The 19,008-nt window shown below is 60.6% G+C and carries 17 protein-coding genes; 4 read left to right on the top strand and 13 right to left on the bottom strand.

The window, feature by feature from the left end; all coding sequences use genetic code 11:
- Positions 1-3: 3 nt before the first annotated feature.
- The 8 genes from FY152_20270 to FY152_20235 form a co-directional block, all read right to left on the bottom strand.
- Positions 4-1,959 (bottom strand): acetoacetate--CoA ligase, encoded by a 1,956-nt coding sequence (locus tag FY152_20270; protein UXS34465.1) that lies wholly within the window; start codon positions 1,957-1,959, stop codon positions 4-6.
- Complete coding sequence (gene mmsB, locus FY152_20265) at positions 1,956-2,840, bottom strand: 3-hydroxyisobutyrate dehydrogenase (protein UXS34464.1); 885 nt, start codon at positions 2,838-2,840, stop codon at positions 1,956-1,958. Before mmsB ends, FY152_20270 begins: the two co-directional genes overlap by 4 nt.
- A gap of 13 nt (positions 2,841-2,853) precedes the next feature.
- Positions 2,854-4,449 carry a GMC family oxidoreductase gene (locus FY152_20260; GenBank protein ID UXS34463.1) on the bottom strand — a complete coding sequence of 532 codons (1,596 nt, stop codon included), beginning with the start codon at positions 4,447-4,449 and terminating at the stop codon, positions 2,854-2,856.
- Positions 4,450-4,524: 75 nt separating this feature from the next.
- Positions 4,525-5,532, bottom strand: coding sequence for a branched-chain amino acid ABC transporter permease (locus FY152_20255; GenBank protein UXS34462.1), 1,008 nt, complete (start codon positions 5,530-5,532; stop codon positions 4,525-4,527).
- A 1-nt stretch (position 5,533) separates the two neighbouring features.
- Positions 5,534-6,421 (bottom strand): branched-chain amino acid ABC transporter permease, encoded by an 888-nt coding sequence (locus FY152_20250; protein ID UXS34461.1) that lies wholly within the window; start codon positions 6,419-6,421, stop codon positions 5,534-5,536.
- Positions 6,422-6,423: 2 nt separating this feature from the next.
- Positions 6,424-7,125: an ABC transporter ATP-binding protein gene (locus FY152_20245; GenBank protein UXS34460.1), complete on the bottom strand. Its 702-nt coding sequence runs from the start codon at positions 7,123-7,125 to the stop codon at positions 6,424-6,426.
- A gap of 1 nt (position 7,126) precedes the next feature.
- Positions 7,127-7,912: an ABC transporter ATP-binding protein gene (locus FY152_20240; GenBank protein ID UXS34459.1), complete on the bottom strand. Its 786-nt coding sequence runs from the start codon at positions 7,910-7,912 to the stop codon at positions 7,127-7,129.
- A 25-nt stretch (positions 7,913-7,937) separates the two neighbouring features.
- Positions 7,938-9,146, bottom strand: a complete 1,209-nt coding sequence (locus tag FY152_20235; protein UXS34458.1) for an ABC transporter substrate-binding protein — start codon at positions 9,144-9,146, stop codon at positions 7,938-7,940.
- A 232-nt stretch (positions 9,147-9,378) separates the two neighbouring features.
- Here FY152_20235 and FY152_20230 point away from each other — a divergent pair, with 232 nt between their 5' ends.
- Entirely contained in the window at positions 9,379-10,296 is a 918-nt protein-coding gene (locus FY152_20230) for a LysR family transcriptional regulator (GenBank protein ID UXS34457.1), read from the top strand.
- A 136-nt stretch (positions 10,297-10,432) separates the two neighbouring features.
- Complete coding sequence (locus FY152_20225; GenBank protein ID UXS34456.1) at positions 10,433-11,455, top strand: LLM class flavin-dependent oxidoreductase; 1,023 nt, start codon at positions 10,433-10,435, stop codon at positions 11,453-11,455.
- A gap of 186 nt (positions 11,456-11,641) precedes the next feature.
- Here FY152_20225 and FY152_20220 read toward each other — a convergent pair whose 3' ends face one another.
- Positions 11,642-12,760, bottom strand: a complete 1,119-nt coding sequence (locus FY152_20220) for a mandelate racemase/muconate lactonizing enzyme family protein (protein UXS34455.1) — start codon at positions 12,758-12,760, stop codon at positions 11,642-11,644.
- A gap of 277 nt (positions 12,761-13,037) precedes the next feature.
- Here FY152_20220 and FY152_20215 point away from each other — a divergent pair, with 277 nt between their 5' ends.
- Positions 13,038-13,712 carry a GntR family transcriptional regulator gene (locus FY152_20215; protein UXS34454.1) on the top strand — a complete coding sequence of 225 codons (675 nt, stop codon included), beginning with the start codon at positions 13,038-13,040 and terminating at the stop codon, positions 13,710-13,712.
- 124 nt (positions 13,713-13,836) lie between these two features.
- Positions 13,837-15,306 (top strand): mannitol dehydrogenase family protein, encoded by a 1,470-nt coding sequence (locus tag FY152_20210; protein ID UXS34453.1) that lies wholly within the window; start codon positions 13,837-13,839, stop codon positions 15,304-15,306.
- A gap of 56 nt (positions 15,307-15,362) precedes the next feature.
- Here the strand turns inward: FY152_20210 and FY152_20205 are convergent, their stop codons facing one another.
- From FY152_20205 to FY152_20190, 4 genes are read right to left on the bottom strand one after another with little or no spacing between them, the layout of a single operon-like run.
- On the bottom strand, positions 15,363-16,208 hold the full coding sequence (locus FY152_20205; GenBank protein UXS34452.1) for an ATP-binding cassette domain-containing protein: 846 nt from the start codon (positions 16,206-16,208) through the stop codon (positions 15,363-15,365).
- Positions 16,205-17,044 carry an ABC transporter ATP-binding protein gene (locus FY152_20200; protein ID UXS34451.1) on the bottom strand — a complete coding sequence of 280 codons (840 nt, stop codon included), beginning with the start codon at positions 17,042-17,044 and terminating at the stop codon, positions 16,205-16,207. Before FY152_20200 ends, FY152_20205 begins: the two co-directional genes overlap by 4 nt.
- A 3-nt stretch (positions 17,045-17,047) precedes the next feature.
- Positions 17,048-17,962: an ABC transporter permease subunit gene (locus FY152_20195; GenBank protein UXS34450.1), complete on the bottom strand. Its 915-nt coding sequence runs from the start codon at positions 17,960-17,962 to the stop codon at positions 17,048-17,050.
- On the bottom strand, positions 17,959-18,966 hold the full coding sequence (locus tag FY152_20190) for an ABC transporter permease subunit (GenBank protein UXS34449.1): 1,008 nt from the start codon (positions 18,964-18,966) through the stop codon (positions 17,959-17,961). The genes FY152_20195 and FY152_20190 overlap by 4 nt, the downstream gene beginning before the upstream one ends.
- Positions 18,967-19,008 lie beyond the last annotated feature (42 nt).

Here is a 19,008-nt window from a genome sequence, read left to right as displayed (position 1 = left end):
GGCCTAGTCCTTCAGCTGCGGCAGGTTGCGGAAAAGTTCGAGCGCTTCGGGATTGGCGAGCGCATCGGCATTCTTCACCGGCCGGCCATGGATGGTGTCACGCACCGCGATTTCGGAAATCTTGCCCGAACGCGTGCGGGGAATGGCGCTGACGGCAATGATCCTTGCCGGCACATGCCGCGGCGTCGCACCCGAACGGATGCGGCTGCGGATCGTTTTTTCCAGCTCTTCCGTCAAAACCGCACCGCCCTTCATGCGCAGGAAGAGGATGACCCGCTGGTCGCCCTCGATATCCTGCCCCACGGCAATGGCCTCTTCGACTTCAGGCACGGTTTCCACCTGCCGGTAGATTTCGGCCGTGCCGATGCGAACCCCGCCGGGATTGAGCGTCGTGTCCGAACGTCCATGGATAACATAGCCGCCGGAAGGGCGCATCTCGGCGAAATCGCCATGCGCCCATATTCCGGGGAACCGGTCGAAATAGGCAGCCTGATAGCGCGAGCCATCCTCATCGCCCCAGAACTTCACCGGCATGGACAGATGCGCATTGCGGCAGACGAGTTCGCCGGCAACGCCACGAACGGAATGTCCCTCATCATCCAGCGTGTCGATATCCATGCCGAGCATCGCACCCTGCAATTCGCCGCGATGCACGGGCTGCAAAGGGTTGCCGCCGAGGAAACAGGCGCAGATATCCGTGCCGCCGGAAATAGAGGCGAGGTGCACGTCGGCCTTCCAGTCGCGATAGATATAATCGAAGGATTGCGGAATGAGCGGCGAGCCTGTCGAAAGGATCGTCCTCAGCGATGAAAGATCGTGGCTTTCGCGCGGCTTCAGCCCGGCCTTCAGGCAGGCGTCGATAAACTTCGCCGACGTGCCGAAAGTGGCGATCCGCTCGGCGTCGATGAGATCGATCAGCCGCGCCGATGTTGGATAACCGGGATTGCCGTCATAGGTGATGAGCGTTGCGCCGAGCGCCAGACCGGAGACCTGCCAGTTCCACATCATCCAGCCGCAGGTGGTGAAATAAAAGAAGCGCTCCCCTTCCTGAATATCGCATTGCAGCTTCAGCTCCTTCATGTGCTGAAGAAGCAAACCGCCGCCGGAATGGGTGATGCATTTCGGCTTGCCGGTGGTGCCGGAGGAATAAAGGATCGCCAGCGGCGCCTTGACGGGCAGACGGTTGAAGGCAATCTCGCCCGCCGCATAAGGCGCGACGAAATCCGTAAGCGTCACGCAGCCGAGATCGGCAAGGCTTTCGGGAACGGTGTCGCCGATCAGCACGATCTTTTCAGGAGCCGCACTTTTCGCGACGGCGCGGATGGTCGGGCCGACATCGATGCGCTTGCCGGCATAACCATATTCCGGCACGGCGATGAGGATTTTCGGGCCGATCTGCGACAGGCGGTCGGAGGCTCCCGCCGGGCCGAAATCCGGCGAGCAGGACGACCAGATCGCCCCGATGGCGCTCGCGGCCAGATAGCTGACGATCGCCTCGATATCATGGGTGACGATGGCCCCGACGCGGTCGCCTTGCCTCACACCGGCATGGGCAAGCGCCTGCACCATGCGGGACACTTCGTCGTAAAGCTCTCTGCGGGTAATCTCGCGCCTTGTGCCGTCGTCGCGATGGGCGATGATGGCCAGCCGCGCGTCGGCATTGCGCAGAAGGTTCTCCGCATAATTGAGCCTCGCGCCCGGATAGAACTCGGCCTCCCGGATCGTCGCGCCCGGTTTGAATGCCACATCGCCTCGCGTGCCGATAATGCCGAGTTCGTCCCACAGCGCATCGTAAAATTCATCCGGCGCGTCGATGGACCAGCGCAGCAGGCCGGCATAGTCATTGGCGGCCTGCCCGTGCAGCTTTGCCGTTTTCGTGGCGAAGGCGAAAAGCGCCGAACGCTCCAGCCTCTTCTCCGGCGGCACCCATAAGATGTCGGATGGCGCGGCGTCCGTCATGCTTCGCTCCCGCGCAGCATTTCGACGATGGCGGAAAAATCACGCCCGCCGCTCCCCTCATCGACGAAGTTCTCGTAAAGCGCCGCCGCCGCCGCACCGAGTGGGGTGGAGGCCCCGGCTCCATTCGCGGCCTCCTGCGAAAGCTTCAGATCCTTCAGCATCAGGGCCGCTGCAAATCCGGGATGGTATTCCTTGTTGGCGGGCGATGTCGGCACCGGGCCCGGCACCGGGCAATAGGTGGTGAGCGACCAGCATTGCCCGGAGGAGGTGGAGGCGACATCGAACAGCGCCTGATGCGAAAGCCCGAGTTTTTCGCCCAGCACGAAGGCTTCGGAAACGGCGATCATGGAAATGCCGAGGATCATGTTGTTGCAGATCTTGGCCGCCTGGCCGTTACCGCCCTTGCCGCAATGCACGATCTTCTTGCCCATCGCCTCCAGCACCGGCTTTGCCGCAGAGAAGGCCTCAGCCTCGCCGCCGCACATGAAGGTCAGGGTGCCCGCCGCAGCCCCGCCCGTCCCGCCGGAAACGGGCGCATCGACCGAGGGGCAACCGGCGGAAGCAGCCAGTTCATGCGCCTTAAGCGCGCTTTCCATATCCACCGTCGAGCAATCGATGAGCAGCGTTCCAGCAGGGATTTTCCGAACCAGATCGCCATAGACCGACACGACATGTTCGCCCTTCGGCAGCATGGTGATGATCACGTCAGCCGCTTCGATGGCCTCGGCGGAATCCGCGGCAACGGGAATGCCCGCCTCTCTCGCCGCCGCGCGGCAGGCTTCGGAAAGATCGTGACCCCTGACGGCATATCCGGCCTTGACGAGATTGGCGGCCATGGGCAGGCCCATATGTCCCAGCCCGATAAAAGCGACGGTCTTCATCGGAGCGCTCCTTTCAGCGATTATCCGCAAGGATCATGTCGGCGGCCTTTTCGGCAATCATGATCGTCGGGGAATTGGTATTTCCGGATGTGATACGCGGCATCACTGATGCATCGGCGACGCGCAACCCGGCGAGCCGGCGGAATTTCAGCCGCGCATCGACCACGCTTTCCATATCCGACCCCATGCGCAGCGTGCCGACGGGGTGAAAGATGGTGGTGCCGATATCGCCCGCGGCCTTTGCAAGATCATTGTCGTTTTCGAAGGAGGGACCCGGCTTGTATTCCTGCGGCTTGAACCGCGCAAAGGCCGGCTGGGCGACGATGCGGCGCGTCAGCCGCATGGAATCGATGGCCACCTGGCGGTCGCCTTCGGTGGAAAGATAGTTCGGGCGGATTTCCGGTTGCATGGCGAAATCCGGTCCTTTCACATGCACTGAGCCCCGGCTTTCCGGCCGCAGATTGCAGACACTTGCGGTAATGGCCGGAAAAGTGTGAACCGGATCGCCGAACTTGTCGAGTGAAACCGGCTGGACATGATATTCCAGATCAGCGGTTTCCTTCTCGGGTGACGAACGGGTGAAGACACCGAGCTGGCTCGGCGCCATCGACATCGGCCCGGAGCGCGTCAGTGCATATTCGAGGCCGATCCGCGCCTTGCCGAACAGGGTGGAAGCCCTTTCATTCAGCGTCAGGACGCCGGAGACCTTATAGACCATGCGCAGTTGCAGATGGTCCTGCAGATTTTCACCCACACCCTGAACCTCCGCTACTGTGTCGATACCGGCCGCCTGCAACACATCGCCACGGCCAACGCCGGAAAGCTCCAGAATATGCGGCGAGCCAATGGCACCGGCGGACAGCACCGTCTCACGCCGAGCCCGCATCGTTTTCAAGACGCCGTCATGGTGAAACTCGACGCCGGTAACACGGCCTTCTTCGATGATCAGGCGCTTGACATGGGCCTTGGTCAGAACCGTCAGGTTCTTGCGGCCAAGCGCCGGTTTCAGGAAGGCTTTCGCCGTGTTCCAGCGCCAGCCCGCCCGCTGGTTGACGTCGAAATAACCGGCACCCTCATTGTCGCCCCGGTTGAAATCATCGGTCGTGGGAATGCCCGCCTCGCCCGCCGCCTTCTGGAAAGCATCCAGCACATCCCAGCGCACACGGGCCTTTTCCACGCGCCATTCGCCGCCGGCGGAATGCATCTCGTTCTTGCCGCGATAAAAGTCTTCCGACTTCAGGAAATAGGGCAGGATATCGTTCCATCCCCAGCCCTCGCAGCCGAGCTGCCGCCACATATCGTAATCGCGCGCCTGGCCGCGCATATAGATCATGCCGTTGATGGAGGAGCAGCCGCCAAGCACCTTGCCGCGCGGATAGATCAGCGAGCGGCCGTTGAGCCCCGGCTCTTCCGCCGTCTTGAAACACCAGTCGGTGCGCGGATTGTTGATGCAATAGAGATAACCGACCGGAATATGGATCCAGTGGTAATTATCGTTGCCGCCCGCTTCCAGCAGCAGCACGCGGTTGTTCGGATCTTTCGAAAGGCGGTTGGCGAGAACGCATCCGGCACTCCCCGCTCCGATGACGATATAGTCATATTCGCCCATACTCTTCTCCATACGCCGCCCTTGCCGCGTCGTCCCGGACGCGGGGGAGGCCTTTCCAGTGTTTTCAAAAAATGTTTAGCCGCGGTGCTGGAAGCCGAGTTTTCTCCCAAGCCGCGACGCGTAGAATTCGCCGATAAGACCCCGTCGGAACACCAGAACGCAGGCCATGAAAACGAGGCCGGTAATGATGGTAACCGGGAAATCCGATGTCGCGAGATAGTTTTGCAGGGTGACGACAAGGCCCGCGCCAAAAATCGGGCCAATCATGGTGCCGATGCCGCCGAGCAGCGTCATCAGGATTACTTCGCCGGACATCTGCCAGGTCACATCCGTCAGCGTTGCGAACTGGAAGACCAGCGCCTTCAGACCGCCCGCAAGACCGGCCAGCGTCGCCGACATCACGAAAGCACCGAGCTTGTAGCGCTGCACGCTGTAGCCCAGCGAAATGGCGCGTTGCTCGTTTTCGCGGATCGATTTCAGGATCATGCCGAAGGGCGAGTTGACGAAACGCCAGATGACCAGAAGCGCCAACACAAAGGCGGCCAGCACCGTATAATAGATGTTGAGCGGCGCGTTGAGATCGAGAAGGCCGAAGAGATGGCCGCGCGGCACGCCCTGCAAGCCATCCTCACCATGGGTGAACGGCGCCTGAAGGCAGAAGAAATAAAACATCTGCGACAGCGCCAGCGTGATCATGGCGAAATAGATGCCCTGGCGGCGGATGGCGAAAAAGCCGATGACAAGACCGAGCAGCGCCGCACCCGCCATGCCGATGACAAGGCCGATCTCCGGCGTCACGCCCCATTCTTTCACCGAATAGGCGGTGAAATAGGCTGCACCGCCGAAAAACGCGGCATGGCCGAAGGACAGAAGGCCCGTGTAACCGATCAGGAGGTTGAAGGCGCAGGCAAACAGCGCAAAGCACAGCAGCTTCATCAGAAAGATCGGATAAACGAACATCGGCGCGGCGATGAGAACGGCAAGCCCTGCGAGAATAAGCACGGTCTTGATGGTGCCGGCAGTCGTCGAAACCTCCGTCTGCGGCATTGCTCCGGCGGTGGGGCTATGGGTGGCTTTGGACATATCAGGCGTCCTTTCCGAAAAGTCCGGCGGGGCGGATGAGCAGCACAAAGGCCATGATGACGAAAATGACGATGTTGGAGGCTTCCGGGTAGAACACCTTGGTAAGGCCCTCCGCAATGCCGAGCATGTAACCGGTGACAATGGCACCCATGATCGACCCCATGCCGCCAACCACGACCACGGCAAAAACGACGATGATGAGGTTGGTGCCCATCAGCGGCGAGACCTGATAGATGGGCGCCGCCAGCACGCCGGTGAAGCCTGCAAGGCCGGCACCCAGCGCGTAGGTCAGCGTCAGCAGTACCGGCACGTTGATGCCGAAAGCCTGCACCAGCGTCGGGTTTTCCGTCGCGGCCCGCAGATAGGAGCCGAGTCTTGTTTTTTCGATCAGCGCCCATGTCGCAATGCAGGCGACCAGCGAAATGACGACGACGAAAGCGCGGTAGTTCGGCAGGAACATGAAGCCGAGATTGGTGCCGCCGGCAAGCTGCGGCGGAACCGAATAGGGTTGGCCCGCAGCGCCATAAAGCCAGCGGAACGTGCCTTCCACCACCAGCGCCAGGCCGAAAGTGAAGAGCAGCCCATAAAGCGGATCGAGATCGTAAAGCCGTGACAGCATGAGACGTTCGACGATCGCACCGAGAAGCGCCACGACAAGCGGCGTCACCACCAGCGCCACCCAGAAATTGATGCCGAAATATTGCAGGCCGAGGAAGGCCACAAAAGCGCCGAGCATATATTGCGCGCCATGCGCAAAATTGATGACACGCAACAGGCCGAAAATGACGGCAAGGCCAAGCGACAGCAGGGCATAAAACGAACCGTTGATGAGGCCGATCAGCAATTGCCCGAGCAGTGCCTGAATTGGAACGCCGAAGATCATCGTCATCGTTAAACCCCCAGCACCTTGTTGAGTTCGCCCATGCGGCCGGAAAGCTCGCCCACCGGAAAATTGCCGACCATCTGGCCATGATCCATCAGGTAGAAGCGGTCGGCGATGCGGCTGGCGAAACGGAAATTCTGCTCGACCAGAACCACGGTCATGCCGCGGCTCTTCAGTGTCTTCAGCACCTCGCCGATGCGCTGGACGATAACAGGGGCAAGTCCCTCGGTCGGTTCATCAAGCAGCAGCACCTTCACCCCGGTGCGCAGGATGCGCGCCATGGCCAGCATCTGCTGCTCGCCACCGGAGAGCTTCGTGCCGGGGCTCGCCCGACGTTCATAAAGATTGGGAAACAGCTCGTATATCTCATCGAGAGTCATGCCGCCGGATGCGACGACGGGCGGCAGCTTCAGATTTTCCTCGACGCTCAGCGTCGCGAAGATGCCGCGCTCTTCCGGCACGAAACCAAGGCCGTATTTCGCAGTTCGATGCAGCGGCACCGGCATCATATCCTTGCCGCCGAGCTTGATGGAACCCTTGCGGTTGCGGATGATGCCCATGATGGTGCGCAGCGTCGTGGTCTTCCCCACGCCGTTGCGGCCGAGAATGGTGATGGTTTCACCCTCGCCGACCGTCAGATCGACACCGTGCAGCGCCTGGCTTTCGCCATACCAGGATTTCAGGTTGGAGACTTCGAGCATTGCCGCCATATCAAGCCTCCTCCGTGCCCATATAGGCCGTGCGCACACGCGGATCGGCGGCAACAGCGGCATAATCGCCCTCCGCCAGAATTTCACCGCGTTGCAGGACCGTGACGTGGTGGCAAATATCGGCCACGACTTTCAGATTGTGTTCGACCATCAGCACCGCGCGTGTCTTTGCCACCTCACGGATGAGTTCGGCGACGTGGGCGACATCCTCGCCGCCCATGCCTGCCATCGGTTCATCGAGCAGCAGAACCTTCGGATCGAGCGCCAGCGTGGTGGCGATTTCGAGGACCCGCTTGCGGCCGTAAGAAAGATCGGCCGCAAGCGCATGTTTTTCTCGTGTCAGGCCGACCATGGCGATCAGCTCCTCGGCGCGGGCGTTCAGCCTGTCGAGCGAGGAGAGCGGCAGCCAGAACTGCGTTGCAAGGCTGTTGGGCCGCTGCAACGCCACCCGCACGTTTTCCAGAACCGTCAGATGCGGAAACACCGCCGATATCTGGAAAGACCTGACGAGGCCGAGACGCGCCACCTTGTCCGGCGGCGTCCTTGTTATGTCCGTTCCCATGAAGGTGATCGCCCCGCCTGTCGGCTGGAGAAACTTGGTCAACAGGTTGAAGACCGTGGTTTTGCCGGCACCGTTCGGACCGATAAGCGCATGCACGCGGGCATGGTGGACGTCGAGATCGACGTTTTTCACGGCCGCGAATGCGCCGAAGGTCTTGGAGAGACCGCGCGCCGAAAGAACGACGCGAGGTTCGGCCTGCCCGGCAAGGGCGGGAGCGATCGTCATCAAGCTTTCCCCTTTTTATTCTTCTTTACTGCGTTACCAGCGGGCAACCGCTCTTTGCGGGGTCCATGAAGGCTTCCTTGCCGGGGATGGTGGCAAGTACCTTGTAATAATCCCACGGCTGCTTGCTTTCCTCCGGCTTCTTCACTTCCATGAGATACATGTCGTGGATCATGCGGCCATTGGCGGCCACACGGCCGTCCTTCGAGAAAACGTCGTTGACCGGCATTTCCTTCATGGCCTTGGCGACGGCATCGGCATCATCCGTACCGGCCTTTTCGATGGCCTTCAGGTAGTGCAGCACGGCAGAGTAAGTGCCGGCATGAACCATGTTCGGCATGGCGCCAGTGCGTTCCTTGAAACGTTCACCGAACTTGCGCGATTCATCGTCGCGGTCCCAATAAAAACCTTCCGTCAGCGTCAACCCTTGAGCCGCTTCCAGACCGAGGCCGTGGACTTCGGCAAGCGTGAAGAGAAGCGCCGCAAGCCGCTGGCCGCCCGCCACGATACCGAATTCGGCCGCCTGCTTGATGGCGTTGGAGGTATCGAGACCGGCATTGGCAAGGCCTATGACCTTCGCGCCCGAAGACTGCGCCTGCAGCAGGAAGGAGGAATAATCCGTCGTGGCCAGCGGATGGCGCACGGAACCCAGCACCTTGCCGCCATTGGCCTTGACGAAATTGCCGGTGTTTTCTTCCAGCGAATAACCGAAGGCATAGTCTGCGGTCAGGAAGAACCAGCTGTCGCCGCCCTGCTTGACAAGCGCGCCGCCGGTGCCGACTGCCAGCGAATAGGTGTCATAGGCCCAATGGAAACCATAGGGGCTGCATTGTTTGCCCGTCAGCTCGGTGGTTGCCGCACCCGTATTGACGGTAATCTTCTTCTTGTCCTTGGAAAGCGCCTGTACGGCGAGGCCCACCGAGGACGACGTCAATTCCATGATCGAATCGACCTGTTCGGTGTCGTACCATTGGCGGGCGATATTGGAGGCGACATCCGCCTTGTTCTGGTGGTCGGCGGTCACCACTTCCACCGGCGCATTGAGCACCTTGCCGCCGAAATCCTCGACCGCCATCTTCGCGGCCTCGTAAGAATATTTGCCGCCGAAATTGGCATAGACGCCCGACTGGTCGTTCAGGATGCCGATCTTGACCTTGCCGTCGGAAATCTCGGCGGCATAAGCGGCGGTGCCCGCGGCTAGGACCATGGCCGTGGATAAAAGAATACTCTTGCGCATGACTTCTCCTCCCAGAGATGATTGCGAGCCTCAGATGGGTCTGTGCAACGGTGAACGAAACCGCCTGCGGGCTTCCATGCCATTGCACCCGAATGGTCACACCGCCCTCCTCAAAGCGGTGCATCCTGAGCCTAGACTTCTCGAATTCGGCCGTTGACACAAGAGCGGGGCATCATCAAATTGCGAACAGGAACTGTTCATTTTTGAACAGAACTCTTGATGGGAGACGAAAATGGCCACCCCTTTCACCTGGGACGACCTGCAATATTTTCTGGCCGTAGCCCGCACCGGGCAGCTCTCATCGGCAGCCAGAAGCCTGCGCACCAGCCACGCCACCGTCTCCCGCCATATCGACCGGCTGGAATTCTCGCTTAAAACCAAGCTGTTCGAGCGAAACCCGCGCGGTTATGAACTCACGACCGTCGGCCGGCGGCTGGTGGATACGGTCGAGCGTATCGAGGCGGAAGCGGAAAGACTGCAATCGGATATTTCCGAAAGCGGCAGCCTGCTGCGCGGCGTGGTGCGGCTCAGCGCACCGGAAGGTTTTTCCAATTTTTTCTTCGTTGAAAGGCTGAAGGACTTCGCCATCACGCATCCCCACATCATGGTGGAAATGGTGACGATCCAGCAGATCATGGCGCTGTCGAGAAAGGAGGCCGACGTGGCGGTCACGCTCGACCCACCGAAGGCCGGTCCCTATATCAACGAACAGATCATCGATTACACGCTGCATATCTATGCCTCGCGTTCCTATCTCGCCGGGCGACCGAAAATCACCAAGCGCGAGGATCTGCTCGATCATTTCTTTATCGGTTACGTGCAGGACCTGATCTTTTCGCCGGGTCTCGACTATATGCGCGACGTGCTGCCCGGCCTCAGACCCAACTTCCAGTCATCAAGCATTTTTGCCCAGCTGACCGCTACTCTCAGCGGCCGTGGCCTTTGCATATTGCCGAATTTCATCGCCGCGCGCTTTCCCGATTTGCAGATGGTGCTTGCCGGGGAAGTGGAACTGCGACGGGGCTACTGGCTGACGAGCCATCAGGACTTTGCCAACGTGCCGCGCGTCCGCTCGCTGATGGACTTCATCCTCACCACCGCGCGCGCCCACGAAAATCTCTTCATCCTCGACCGCAGGACGATTGCCTAAAGCAGCCATCGTTCACATTTCGGCGACACCGTGTTTACGGGCGGCGGATTGGAGGATGCGCGCCATTGCCTATATGACTGACAACAACGAAGCCGGTTTGTGAAAGCCGGCATCCTCCGACATCTGGAAGGTCATCATGAAAAAGATCGGATTTTTATCCTTCGGCCACTGGACGCCCTCGCCCCAGTCGCAGACCCGCTCGGCTGCCGACACGCTGCTGCAATCGATCGACCTCGCTGTCGCGGCGGAAGAGCTGGGAGCCGACGGCGCCTATTTCCGCGTGCATCATTTCGCCCGTCAGCTGGCTTCACCCTTCCCGCTTCTGGCCGCAGTGGGCGCCAGAACGAAAAGCATCGAGATCGGCACCGGCGTCATCGACATGCGTTATGAAAACCCGTTCTACATGGCTGAAGATGCGGGTTCTGCCGATCTTATCGCCGGCGGCCGCCTGCAACTCGGCATCAGCCGCGGTTCGCCGGAACAGGTGATCGACGGCTGGCGTTATTTCGGTTACCGCCCCGCTGAAGGCCAGAGCGAAGAGGATATGGCGCGGCAGCATACCGAGGTCTTCCTCGAACTCTTGAAGGGCGAAGGTTTCGCTGAGCCGAACCCGCGCCCGATGTTCCCGAACCCGCCCGGCCTGTTGCGGCTGGAGCCGCATTCCGAAGGGCTGCGCGAGCGCATCTGGTGGGGTTCCAGTTCCAACGCCACGGCAGTGTGGGCGGCGAAGCTTGGCATGAACCTGCAAAGCTCCACCCTGAAGACGGACGAAACGGGCGAGCCCTTCCATGTCCAGCAGGCGCAACAGATCCGCACCTTCCGGGAAGCCTGGAAGGAAGCAGGCCACACCCGCGAACCCCGTGTTTCGGTCAGCCGCAGCATCTTCGCTCTCGTCAATGACCGCGACCGGTCCTATTTCGGTTACGGCAACGAGGGTGACGACAAGATCGGTTATATCGACGACAAGACGCGCGCGATCTTCGGGCGCAGCTATGCCGCCGAGCCTGAAAAACTGATCGAACAGCTGAAAGCCGACGAGGCCATCGCCGAGGCCGACACGCTGCTCCTCACCGTACCTAACCAGCTGGGCGTCGAATACAACGCCCATGTGATCGAGACGATCCTGAAGCAGGTGGCGCCCGCACTTGGCTGGCGCTAGGTCTGGCAAACCTACATAATCCACACTCCGTCACCCCGGACTTGATCCGGGGTCCAGCGCGATCAAGTCCTTGATCGCAAGAGACTCTTTTCACGGCGCAGACGCGCCGTGGCTGGATGCCGGATCTAGTCCGGCATGACGGAGGACGGGCTTCCCTCCCTTAAAATCCGGGCTGTGTATCGCTGCTCATTTCACAGCCTTGCCATAGCGGGCAATGCTTTCGACCAGAGGCGTGGTGCTGGCGCCCGGAAGCTCGGGCCGCTTGTAAACGCCGTCGCGAACATGGATCGGTTCTTCGAAATGATCCTTGATCCACGGAATATATTCGAGAATGGTCGAGGCCGGATGCCAGTAGCTCAGGTGCACATGCACCTGGCTCATCTCGCCGGCATGCGGCACGACGGGCAGGCGATGGGCGAGTGCAAGGTCGGCGACCTGGATATATTCGGTGATGCCGCCGAGCCGGGTCACATCCGGTTGGACATAGGCAACCGCACCCGCATCGATGAATGAGCGGAACGCATCCACCGTATAAAGCTGCTCCCCAAGCGCGATGGGAATGGACGTATTCCGCGCCAGCCGCGCATGGCTCGTGACATCGTCATACCAGAGCGGCTCCTCGAACCAGTAGATATCGAGATCTTTCGCCGCCGCGCAGAAGCGCTGGCAGGTCGGCAGGTCCCACTTGCCATTGCCGTCAATCGCAATCCTGACGGAAGAGCCGACGCGTTTGCGGACGGCGGCGAGACGCGCAATGTCGATATTCGGATCGTCATGCCCGACCTTGAGCTTCAGGCGGGTGAAGCCATCTTCCTCCACCGCCTTGGCGCTGCCCGCCAGCAGCTTCTCCAGCGTGAAGGAAAGCCAGCCGATATCGGTATTATAGGCTTCCACGCCGGCCGTGCGCGCGCCGCCCAGGTAATGCCAGAGCGGCACGCCCGCCTTTTTCGCCTTCAAATCCCAGAGCGCCACGTCGACCGCGGCCAGCGCCAGATGCGTGATGCCTGCACGGCCAACCCATTGCAATGCGGGGTAACGGGCAAGTTTCATCCAGAGCCGCGAATGGTCGGAGGCGTCCTCCCCCACCAGCAGGGGCGCATAACAATCGCTGATGCAGGATGTGATCAGCCTGTCGGATGGCAAATGTGCATGGGTGCCGGTGAACCCATAGCCCTCGAGACCGTCACTGGTGGTGATTTTTGCGCCGACGACGCCCCAGTGAGTGATGCTGTGGGTGGAATCGGAAATCGACTCCGAAGTCAGCGGCAGATGCAGGATGAAAGGTTCGACAGCGGTTATTTTCATGATCGGTCAGTTCCTCGACGCTTGAGCGGCCTTTGAGGAGGAATAAACGGATGCCCCTTTCTGATCGAAGCCCGACGGTTGGCCGCCGGAAAATCCTCACCCCCGCAGTCATTGACCGCAGGAAGCCCTTCGGGGGAACGCCAGACCGCCCTCCTCCAGCAGCCAGCTTCCGATGACCGATAGAGCTAACGGAAAAACGACCATTGTAAAATAAAAAATTTTTTATTTTTAATATTTGACCATTGCCTGCCTCGTAAAGCTGAGCGATGATGTTTTCATGAACACGCTGGTCAAAGTCACACTCGCCGAACAGGCGCATCAGGAATTGCGGGCACGCATCGTCAGCGGCAGATTGCGCGGCGGCGAGCGCCTGCTGCCCAATGAGCTTGCCGCCGATCTCGGCATCAGCCCCACGCCGGTCAAGGAAGCCTGCCTGAAACTCGAGGCGGACGGGCTGGTGGTCAACTCCTCCCGGCGCGGTATGGTGGTGCGTGATTTTACGGTGGAGGATGTGGAGGAACTCTACGCCGCCAGAATGCTGCTGGAAAAAGGTGCCGTGGAAGTGGCCTTCGACGCCGGGCAACTGGATGAAGCGCTGCATGCGCAGCTTCTGCAAAGCCTCGTAAAACATCGCGAATTTGCCAAAGGCTCCACCCTCGACGAGTTGTCAAAGGCGCTTTTTTACGACCGCCGCTTTCACACCGATCTGGTTTCAGCCGCACGCATTCCGGTCATTTCCGGTTCGCATGAGCGCATTCTCGACCAGACCCATACGGTTTTCGTGTCGATCCTCGGCGACTATGCCCGCTCGGTCGAGGAGCACCAGAATATTGCCGATGCCATTGCCGCCGGCAGCAAGGCGCAGATTGTCGACGCCCTATGGCGGCATCTCGAGCGCAGCCGGCAGAATACGTTGCGCCAGGTACGCATACTCAAAGAGGCCCGGGCCTGATCCATTCAAAATACCGCCATTCAGATAAAACGGGAGGAACTGACATCATGGGCGAAAACCCGGACGCCGCAATTCCAGTGGCCCATGCCACGGATTTCTCATTCGGAACGGGAAAGTCGCATCGATGACAGAGAGGCTTTCCGCTGCCGCCCTGCCCCGCCTGCCGCAATCCGTCGCAACACCCACCTATGACCGCCAGACCGCTACACCGGGCATCGTGCATCTTGGCGTCGGCGCCTTTCATCGCGCGCATCAGGCAGTTTTCATCGACGATTGCCTCAACCGCGGCGAGACGCAATGGGGCATTGTCGCCGCCTCCCTCAGAAGCCCGGACACCCGCGACGCCATAGAGCCGCAGGATAATCTCTACACCTTCTGCCTGCGTGACGGAGAAAACGAGCGCCTGCGCGTCATCGGCTCCATCCTCGAAACCATCGTCGCACCTGAGGACCCCGAACGGCTGGTGGAACGGCTCTCCGATCCGCGCGTCCTTATCGTGACGCTGACGGTGACGGAGAAGGGTTATCTGACCAATCTCGCATCCCGAAGCCTGCTGCGCGATCATCCCGATATTCTCCATGATCTCGAACATCCGGACCGGCCGCGTTCCATCTTCGGTTTCATTCTTGCCGCCACAAGGCGCAGGCGCGCTGAAGGCTCCCTGCCGCTGACGCTTCTGTCCTGCGATAACCTGCCGGCCAACGGACATGTGCTGCGAAAGCTGCTGCTGGAATTTGCAAGCCTTGCGGACAAGGAGCTGGGAACATTCATCGAAACCAATATTGCCTTCCCCTGCTCGATGGTGGACCGGATCGTTCCCGCAACCACCGATAAGGATCGGGATGCGGTATCCGCGGCACTTGGCGCGCGCGATGCCTGGCCCGTGGTGGCCGAGCCCTATTTCCGCTTCGTCATCGAGGACAATTTTCCGCATGGAAGGCCGGCGCTCGAAAAATCGGGTGTGGAATTTGTCGGCAATGTCGAACCATATGAGCATATGAAGCTCAGAATGCTGAACGGTTCCCATAGCGCCATCGCGGCCATCGGCCAGATCGCCGGCCTTCCGACAGTGGCCGATGCCTGGGCCGAAACGCCCGTGCGCGATTTCATCGATGCCTATTGGCGCGAGATCGACCGGACACTCGACCCCGCCGTCGACGGCGCGGAATTCGTGGCTGGCCTGCGGGAGCGTTTCGCCAACCCTTCCCTGCAACACAAGACGATGCAGATCGCCTCCGACGCTTCGCAGAAAGTGCCGCTGCGCATTCTCGCCCCCTTACGCGAATTGCTGGAAGAGAAGGCCGAAAGCAGGGCCGTCATTTTCGCGGTCGCCCTGTGGATCAGGTCCTGCGCGGACATGGATGAAAAGGGTCAGCCGATCACCATTCTCGATCCTGCTTTCAAGGAATGGGATGCCCCGGACCAACTGACAATGTCGCCCGATGCCGTCGTCGACCGTTTTCTCACCTTCGGGCGCACATTTGGCGAGGACCTTCCTGAAAACGAGACCTTCGTCTCAACCCTGAAGGCCGCTTATCGCAATATTCGGGAAAATGGCGCGCTGGGGGCCATCGGCAAGTTTTTGAAGTCCTGAAAAAAGAACAGGCCGGAAATCCGGCCTGCCCAACTTTACTCACCGGTAAAAATCACTCAAGCCGTCGCAGCCTGCCGTGCCGCCTTACGGCGTTCCACGCGGGCGCGGATGGCGTCGACATCCGTAATCGGCGTGGCTGCAAAAAGCTGGCGCGTATAGGCGTGCTTGGGATCGGCGAACAGTTCCTCGCGCGTTCCCTGCTCCACGGCCTCGCCCTTCGAGATGACCATCACGTCATCGGCGATATAGCGGACCACGGAAAGATCGTGGCTGACGAAGACGTAGGTGAGTTCGAACTCTTCCTGCAGATCCCTGAGCAGGTTCAGCACCTGCGCCTGTACCGACAGATCGAGCGCCGAGACCGGTTCGTCCAGCACCAGAAGTGCCGGATTGAGCATCAACGCCCGTGCAATGGCGATGCGCTGGCGCTGGCCGCCCGAGAACATGTGCGGATAGCGGTTGAAGTGTTCCGGCCCCAGGCCCACCTTCACCAGCATGGCTTCAGCCCGCTCGCGACGCTCGGAAGCCGGCATCCCCGTGTTGATGACCAAAGGTTCCATCAGCACGTCGCCCACCTTCTGGCGCGGATTGAGGCTGCCATAGGGGTTCTGGAACACCATCTGCACCTTGGAGCGCATGTCGGTGCCGGGACGACGCTTGGCGATATCGACCGGCTGGCCATCGATCTTCAGCTCGCCGCCGGATGCCGGATCGATCAGCGCGATGATGCGCGCAAGCGTCGACTTGCCCGAACCGGATTCCCCGACGATGGCGAGCGTCTTGCCACGCTCGACAGCGAAATCGATGCCCTTCAGCGCCTGAACCGTCTTGGCGCCGCCAAACAGGCCGCCCGGAACGTGATAATGGCGGGTAATGCCCCTGCCTTCGACAACGATGCTCATTGAACGCCCTCCTTGCCGAAGAAATCGGAAACCGTGGGCAGGCGGTCACCGGTCGCATTTTCCGGCAGGGCCGAAAGCAATGCCTTGGTATAGGGATGCTGCGGGGCTTCGAAGAGGCTTAAGACATCCGCCTCCTCCATCTTGCGGCCCTTATATTGCACCACGACGCGGTCTGCGGTTTCCGCCACAACACCCATGTCATGGGTGATGAGGATCAGCGCCATGCCATATTCTTCCTGCAGGTTCATCAACAGATCGAGGATCTGTTTCTGGATCGTCACGTCGAGCGCGGTCGTCGGCTCGTCGGCGATCAGCAGACGCGGTTTGGAGGCGATTGCGATCGCGATCATCACACGCTGGCATTGACCGCCGGACATCTGGTGCGGATAGGCGTTGAGCTTGGTTTCAGGATCGGGAATACCGACGGCCCGGAACAGTTCGAGCGCCCGCGCACGCGCGGCGGACCGGCCCATGCCGAGATTGAGGCGCAGCACCTCCTCGATCTGGAAACCGACCGTGAACGACGGGTTGAGCGAAGCGACCGGCTCCTGAAAGATCATGGTGATCTCGCGGCCGATCAGCTTGCGACGCTCTTGTGGCGTCATGGCCAGCAGGTTCGTGCCGTCAAAGGTCATCTCGTCGGCGGTAATCGTCGCCGTATCGGGCAGAAGCCCCATCACGGCGAGCATGGATACCGACTTGCCCGAACCGGACTCCCCGACGATGGCGAGCACTTCGTGCTTGTCCACGGACACGTCGATGCCGTTGACGGCCGTGAACGCGCCGGTGGCCGTGGCGAACTTGACGGTGAGGTTCTTGATTTTCAGCAGGCTCATCGGTCAGCTCCGCTTCAGTTTGGGATCGAGCGCATCGCGCAGCCCGTCACCCATCAGGTTGATGGCGAGCACGGATACGAGGATCGTGAGACCCGGAAGGGTAACGACCCACCAGGCGCGCAGGATAAACTCGCGGGCCTCGGCCAGCATCGTGCCCCATTCGGAGGCGGGCGGCTGCGCGCCCATGCCGAGGAAGCCGAGAGCCGCCGCATCAAGAACGGCGGACGAGAAGGAAAGCGTCGCCTGCACGATCAGCGGCGCAAGGCAGTTCGGCAGGATGGTCTTGAACATCAGCCGGAAATTGCCGGCACCCGCCACACGGGCGGCCGTGACATATTCACGGCGCAACTCGCTCATGACAGCCGCACGCGTCAAACGCGCGAAATGCGGCTGGTAGACGATGGCGATGGCGATCATGGCATTGGTGAGCCCAGGCCCCAGGATCGCAACCAGCACCAGCGCCAGAAGCAGCGAGGGAAACGCCAGGATGACATCCATCACACGCATGATGACGGTATCGACCCAGCCGCCAAAGAAACCGGCGACGAGACCGATGACGATACCGCCGACAAGGGCGATGGAGACGACGACAACGCCGATGAACAGCGAATACTGCGCACCGTAGATCAGCCGGGACAGCATGTCGCGACCGACCGCATCGGTACCGAAGAAGAAGCCGGCGCGGCCGCCATCCTGCCATACGGGCGGAACGAGCAGAGCGTCGCGATATTGCTGCGTCGGATCATGCGGCGCGATGAGCGGCGCAAAAACCGCCACCAGCACCAGAAGAAGGAAGACGGCGAGACCGATGACGGCGCCACGGTTCTGGCGGAAGTAGAACCAGAAATCGGCGATCATCCGGCGGCGGATGGCGGCGTCCGAAAGACGGACGCCGGGGGTGGTGGTCACATCGCTCATTTGTGACGGATCCTCGGATTGATGAGGCCATAGGTCAGATCGACGAGCAGGTTGACGACCATTACCAGACCCGCGATCAGAAGCAGGCCGCTCTGCACGACGGGATAGTCGCGGCGCGAGATGGAATCGATCATCCACTTGCCGATACCCGGCCAGGAAAAGATGGTTTCGGTCAGGATCGCGCCCGCCATCAGCACGCCAATCTGCAGGCCGATGGTGGTGATGACCGGGATCATGGCGTTACGCAGCGCATGGATACCGACGACGCGGGAGGGCGACATGCCCTTGGCACGCGCGGTGCGCACGTAATCCTCACTCAGGACCTCCAGCATTGCCGAGCGCGTCTGGCGCGCAATCACCGCCAGCGGAATGGTGGCAAGCACCACCGAGGGCAGGATGAGATGCGACAAGGCCGAAGCGAAGGCGCCCTTCTGCCCCGAAATCAGGCTGTCGATCAGCATGAAACCGGTGACGGAGGGGAAGAAATACATCAGCGAGATGCGGCCCGACACCGGCGTCCATTGCAGGATGCCGGAGAACATGATGATGAGCAGCAGGCCCCACCAGAAGATCGGCATGGAGAAGCCCACCAGCGCGGTCGTCATGGAAATCTGGTCGAACCAGGAGCCACGGCGGATGGCGGCGATGACGCCCACCGGCACGCCGATCAGCGTTGCAATGATGATGGCGACGAGGCCAAGCTCGACCGTCGCGGGGAAGAGCGACAGGAACTCGGTCAGAACGGGTTTCTTGGTGACCAGCGAATTGCCGAGATCACCCTGAAGCAGCCGCCCGAGGAAATGGAGATATTGCTGCCAGATTGGCTGGCTGAAGCCGAGCTGTTCGGCAAGCTGCGCATGCCGTTCGGGTGAAATGCCGCGCTCACCCGCCATCAACAGCACGGGATCTCCCGGCAGGACGCGAACGAAGGCAAAGGCGACAATGGTAATCCCGAGAAATGTCGGAACGAGATAGAGAAGTTTGCCGAAAATGAACCGGATCATGGTTTTTTCCTGAAAAGACGCGCGGAAGAACCGAGTTCTTCC

Source organism: Agrobacterium tumefaciens, from assembly GCA_025560025.1.
Lineage (GTDB): Bacteria > Pseudomonadota > Alphaproteobacteria > Rhizobiales > Rhizobiaceae > Agrobacterium.
The sequence above is the reverse complement of the archived record's forward strand: the minus strand, read 5'-3'. Positions and strand labels throughout refer to the sequence as shown.

Bases quoted from the DNA above. Each gene is read 5' to 3' on its own strand.
- FY152_20240 (UXS34459.1), bottom strand. From the start codon at position 7,912: ATGACGATCGCTCCCGCCCTTGCCGGGCAGGCCGAACCTCGCGTCGTT.
- FY152_20250 (UXS34461.1), bottom strand. From the start codon at position 6,421: ATGACGATGATCTTCGGCGTTCCAATTCAGGCACTGCTCGGGCAATTG.
- FY152_20195 (UXS34450.1), bottom strand. From the start codon at position 17,962: ATGAGCGATGTGACCACCACCCCCGGCGTCCGTCTTTCGGACGCCGCC.
- FY152_20255 (UXS34462.1), bottom strand. From the start codon at position 5,532: ATGTCCAAAGCCACCCATAGCCCCACCGCCGGAGCAATGCCGCAGACG.
- FY152_20245 (UXS34460.1), bottom strand. From the start codon at position 7,125: ATGGCGGCAATGCTCGAAGTCTCCAACCTGAAATCCTGGTATGGCGAA.
- FY152_20270 (UXS34465.1), bottom strand. From the start codon at position 1,959: ATGACGGACGCCGCGCCATCCGACATCTTATGGGTGCCGCCGGAGAAG.
- FY152_20200 (UXS34451.1), bottom strand. From the start codon at position 17,044: ATGAGCCTGCTGAAAATCAAGAACCTCACCGTCAAGTTCGCCACGGCC.
- FY152_20215 (UXS34454.1), top strand. From the start codon at position 13,038: ATGAACACGCTGGTCAAAGTCACACTCGCCGAACAGGCGCATCAGGAA.
- FY152_20235 (UXS34458.1), bottom strand. From the start codon at position 9,146: ATGCGCAAGAGTATTCTTTTATCCACGGCCATGGTCCTAGCCGCGGGC.
- FY152_20190 (UXS34449.1), bottom strand. From the start codon at position 18,966: ATGATCCGGTTCATTTTCGGCAAACTTCTCTATCTCGTTCCGACATTT.
- FY152_20220 (UXS34455.1), bottom strand. From the start codon at position 12,760: ATGAAAATAACCGCTGTCGAACCTTTCATCCTGCATCTGCCGCTGACT.
- FY152_20225 (UXS34456.1), top strand. From the start codon at position 10,433: ATGAAAAAGATCGGATTTTTATCCTTCGGCCACTGGACGCCCTCGCCC.
- FY152_20230 (UXS34457.1), top strand. From the start codon at position 9,379: ATGGCCACCCCTTTCACCTGGGACGACCTGCAATATTTTCTGGCCGTA.
- mmsB (UXS34464.1), bottom strand. From the start codon at position 2,840: ATGAAGACCGTCGCTTTTATCGGGCTGGGACATATGGGCCTGCCCATG.
- FY152_20205 (UXS34452.1), bottom strand. From the start codon at position 16,208: ATGAGCATCGTTGTCGAAGGCAGGGGCATTACCCGCCATTATCACGTT.
- FY152_20210 (UXS34453.1), top strand. From the start codon at position 13,837: ATGACAGAGAGGCTTTCCGCTGCCGCCCTGCCCCGCCTGCCGCAATCC.
- FY152_20260 (UXS34463.1), bottom strand. From the start codon at position 4,449: ATGGGCGAATATGACTATATCGTCATCGGAGCGGGGAGTGCCGGATGC.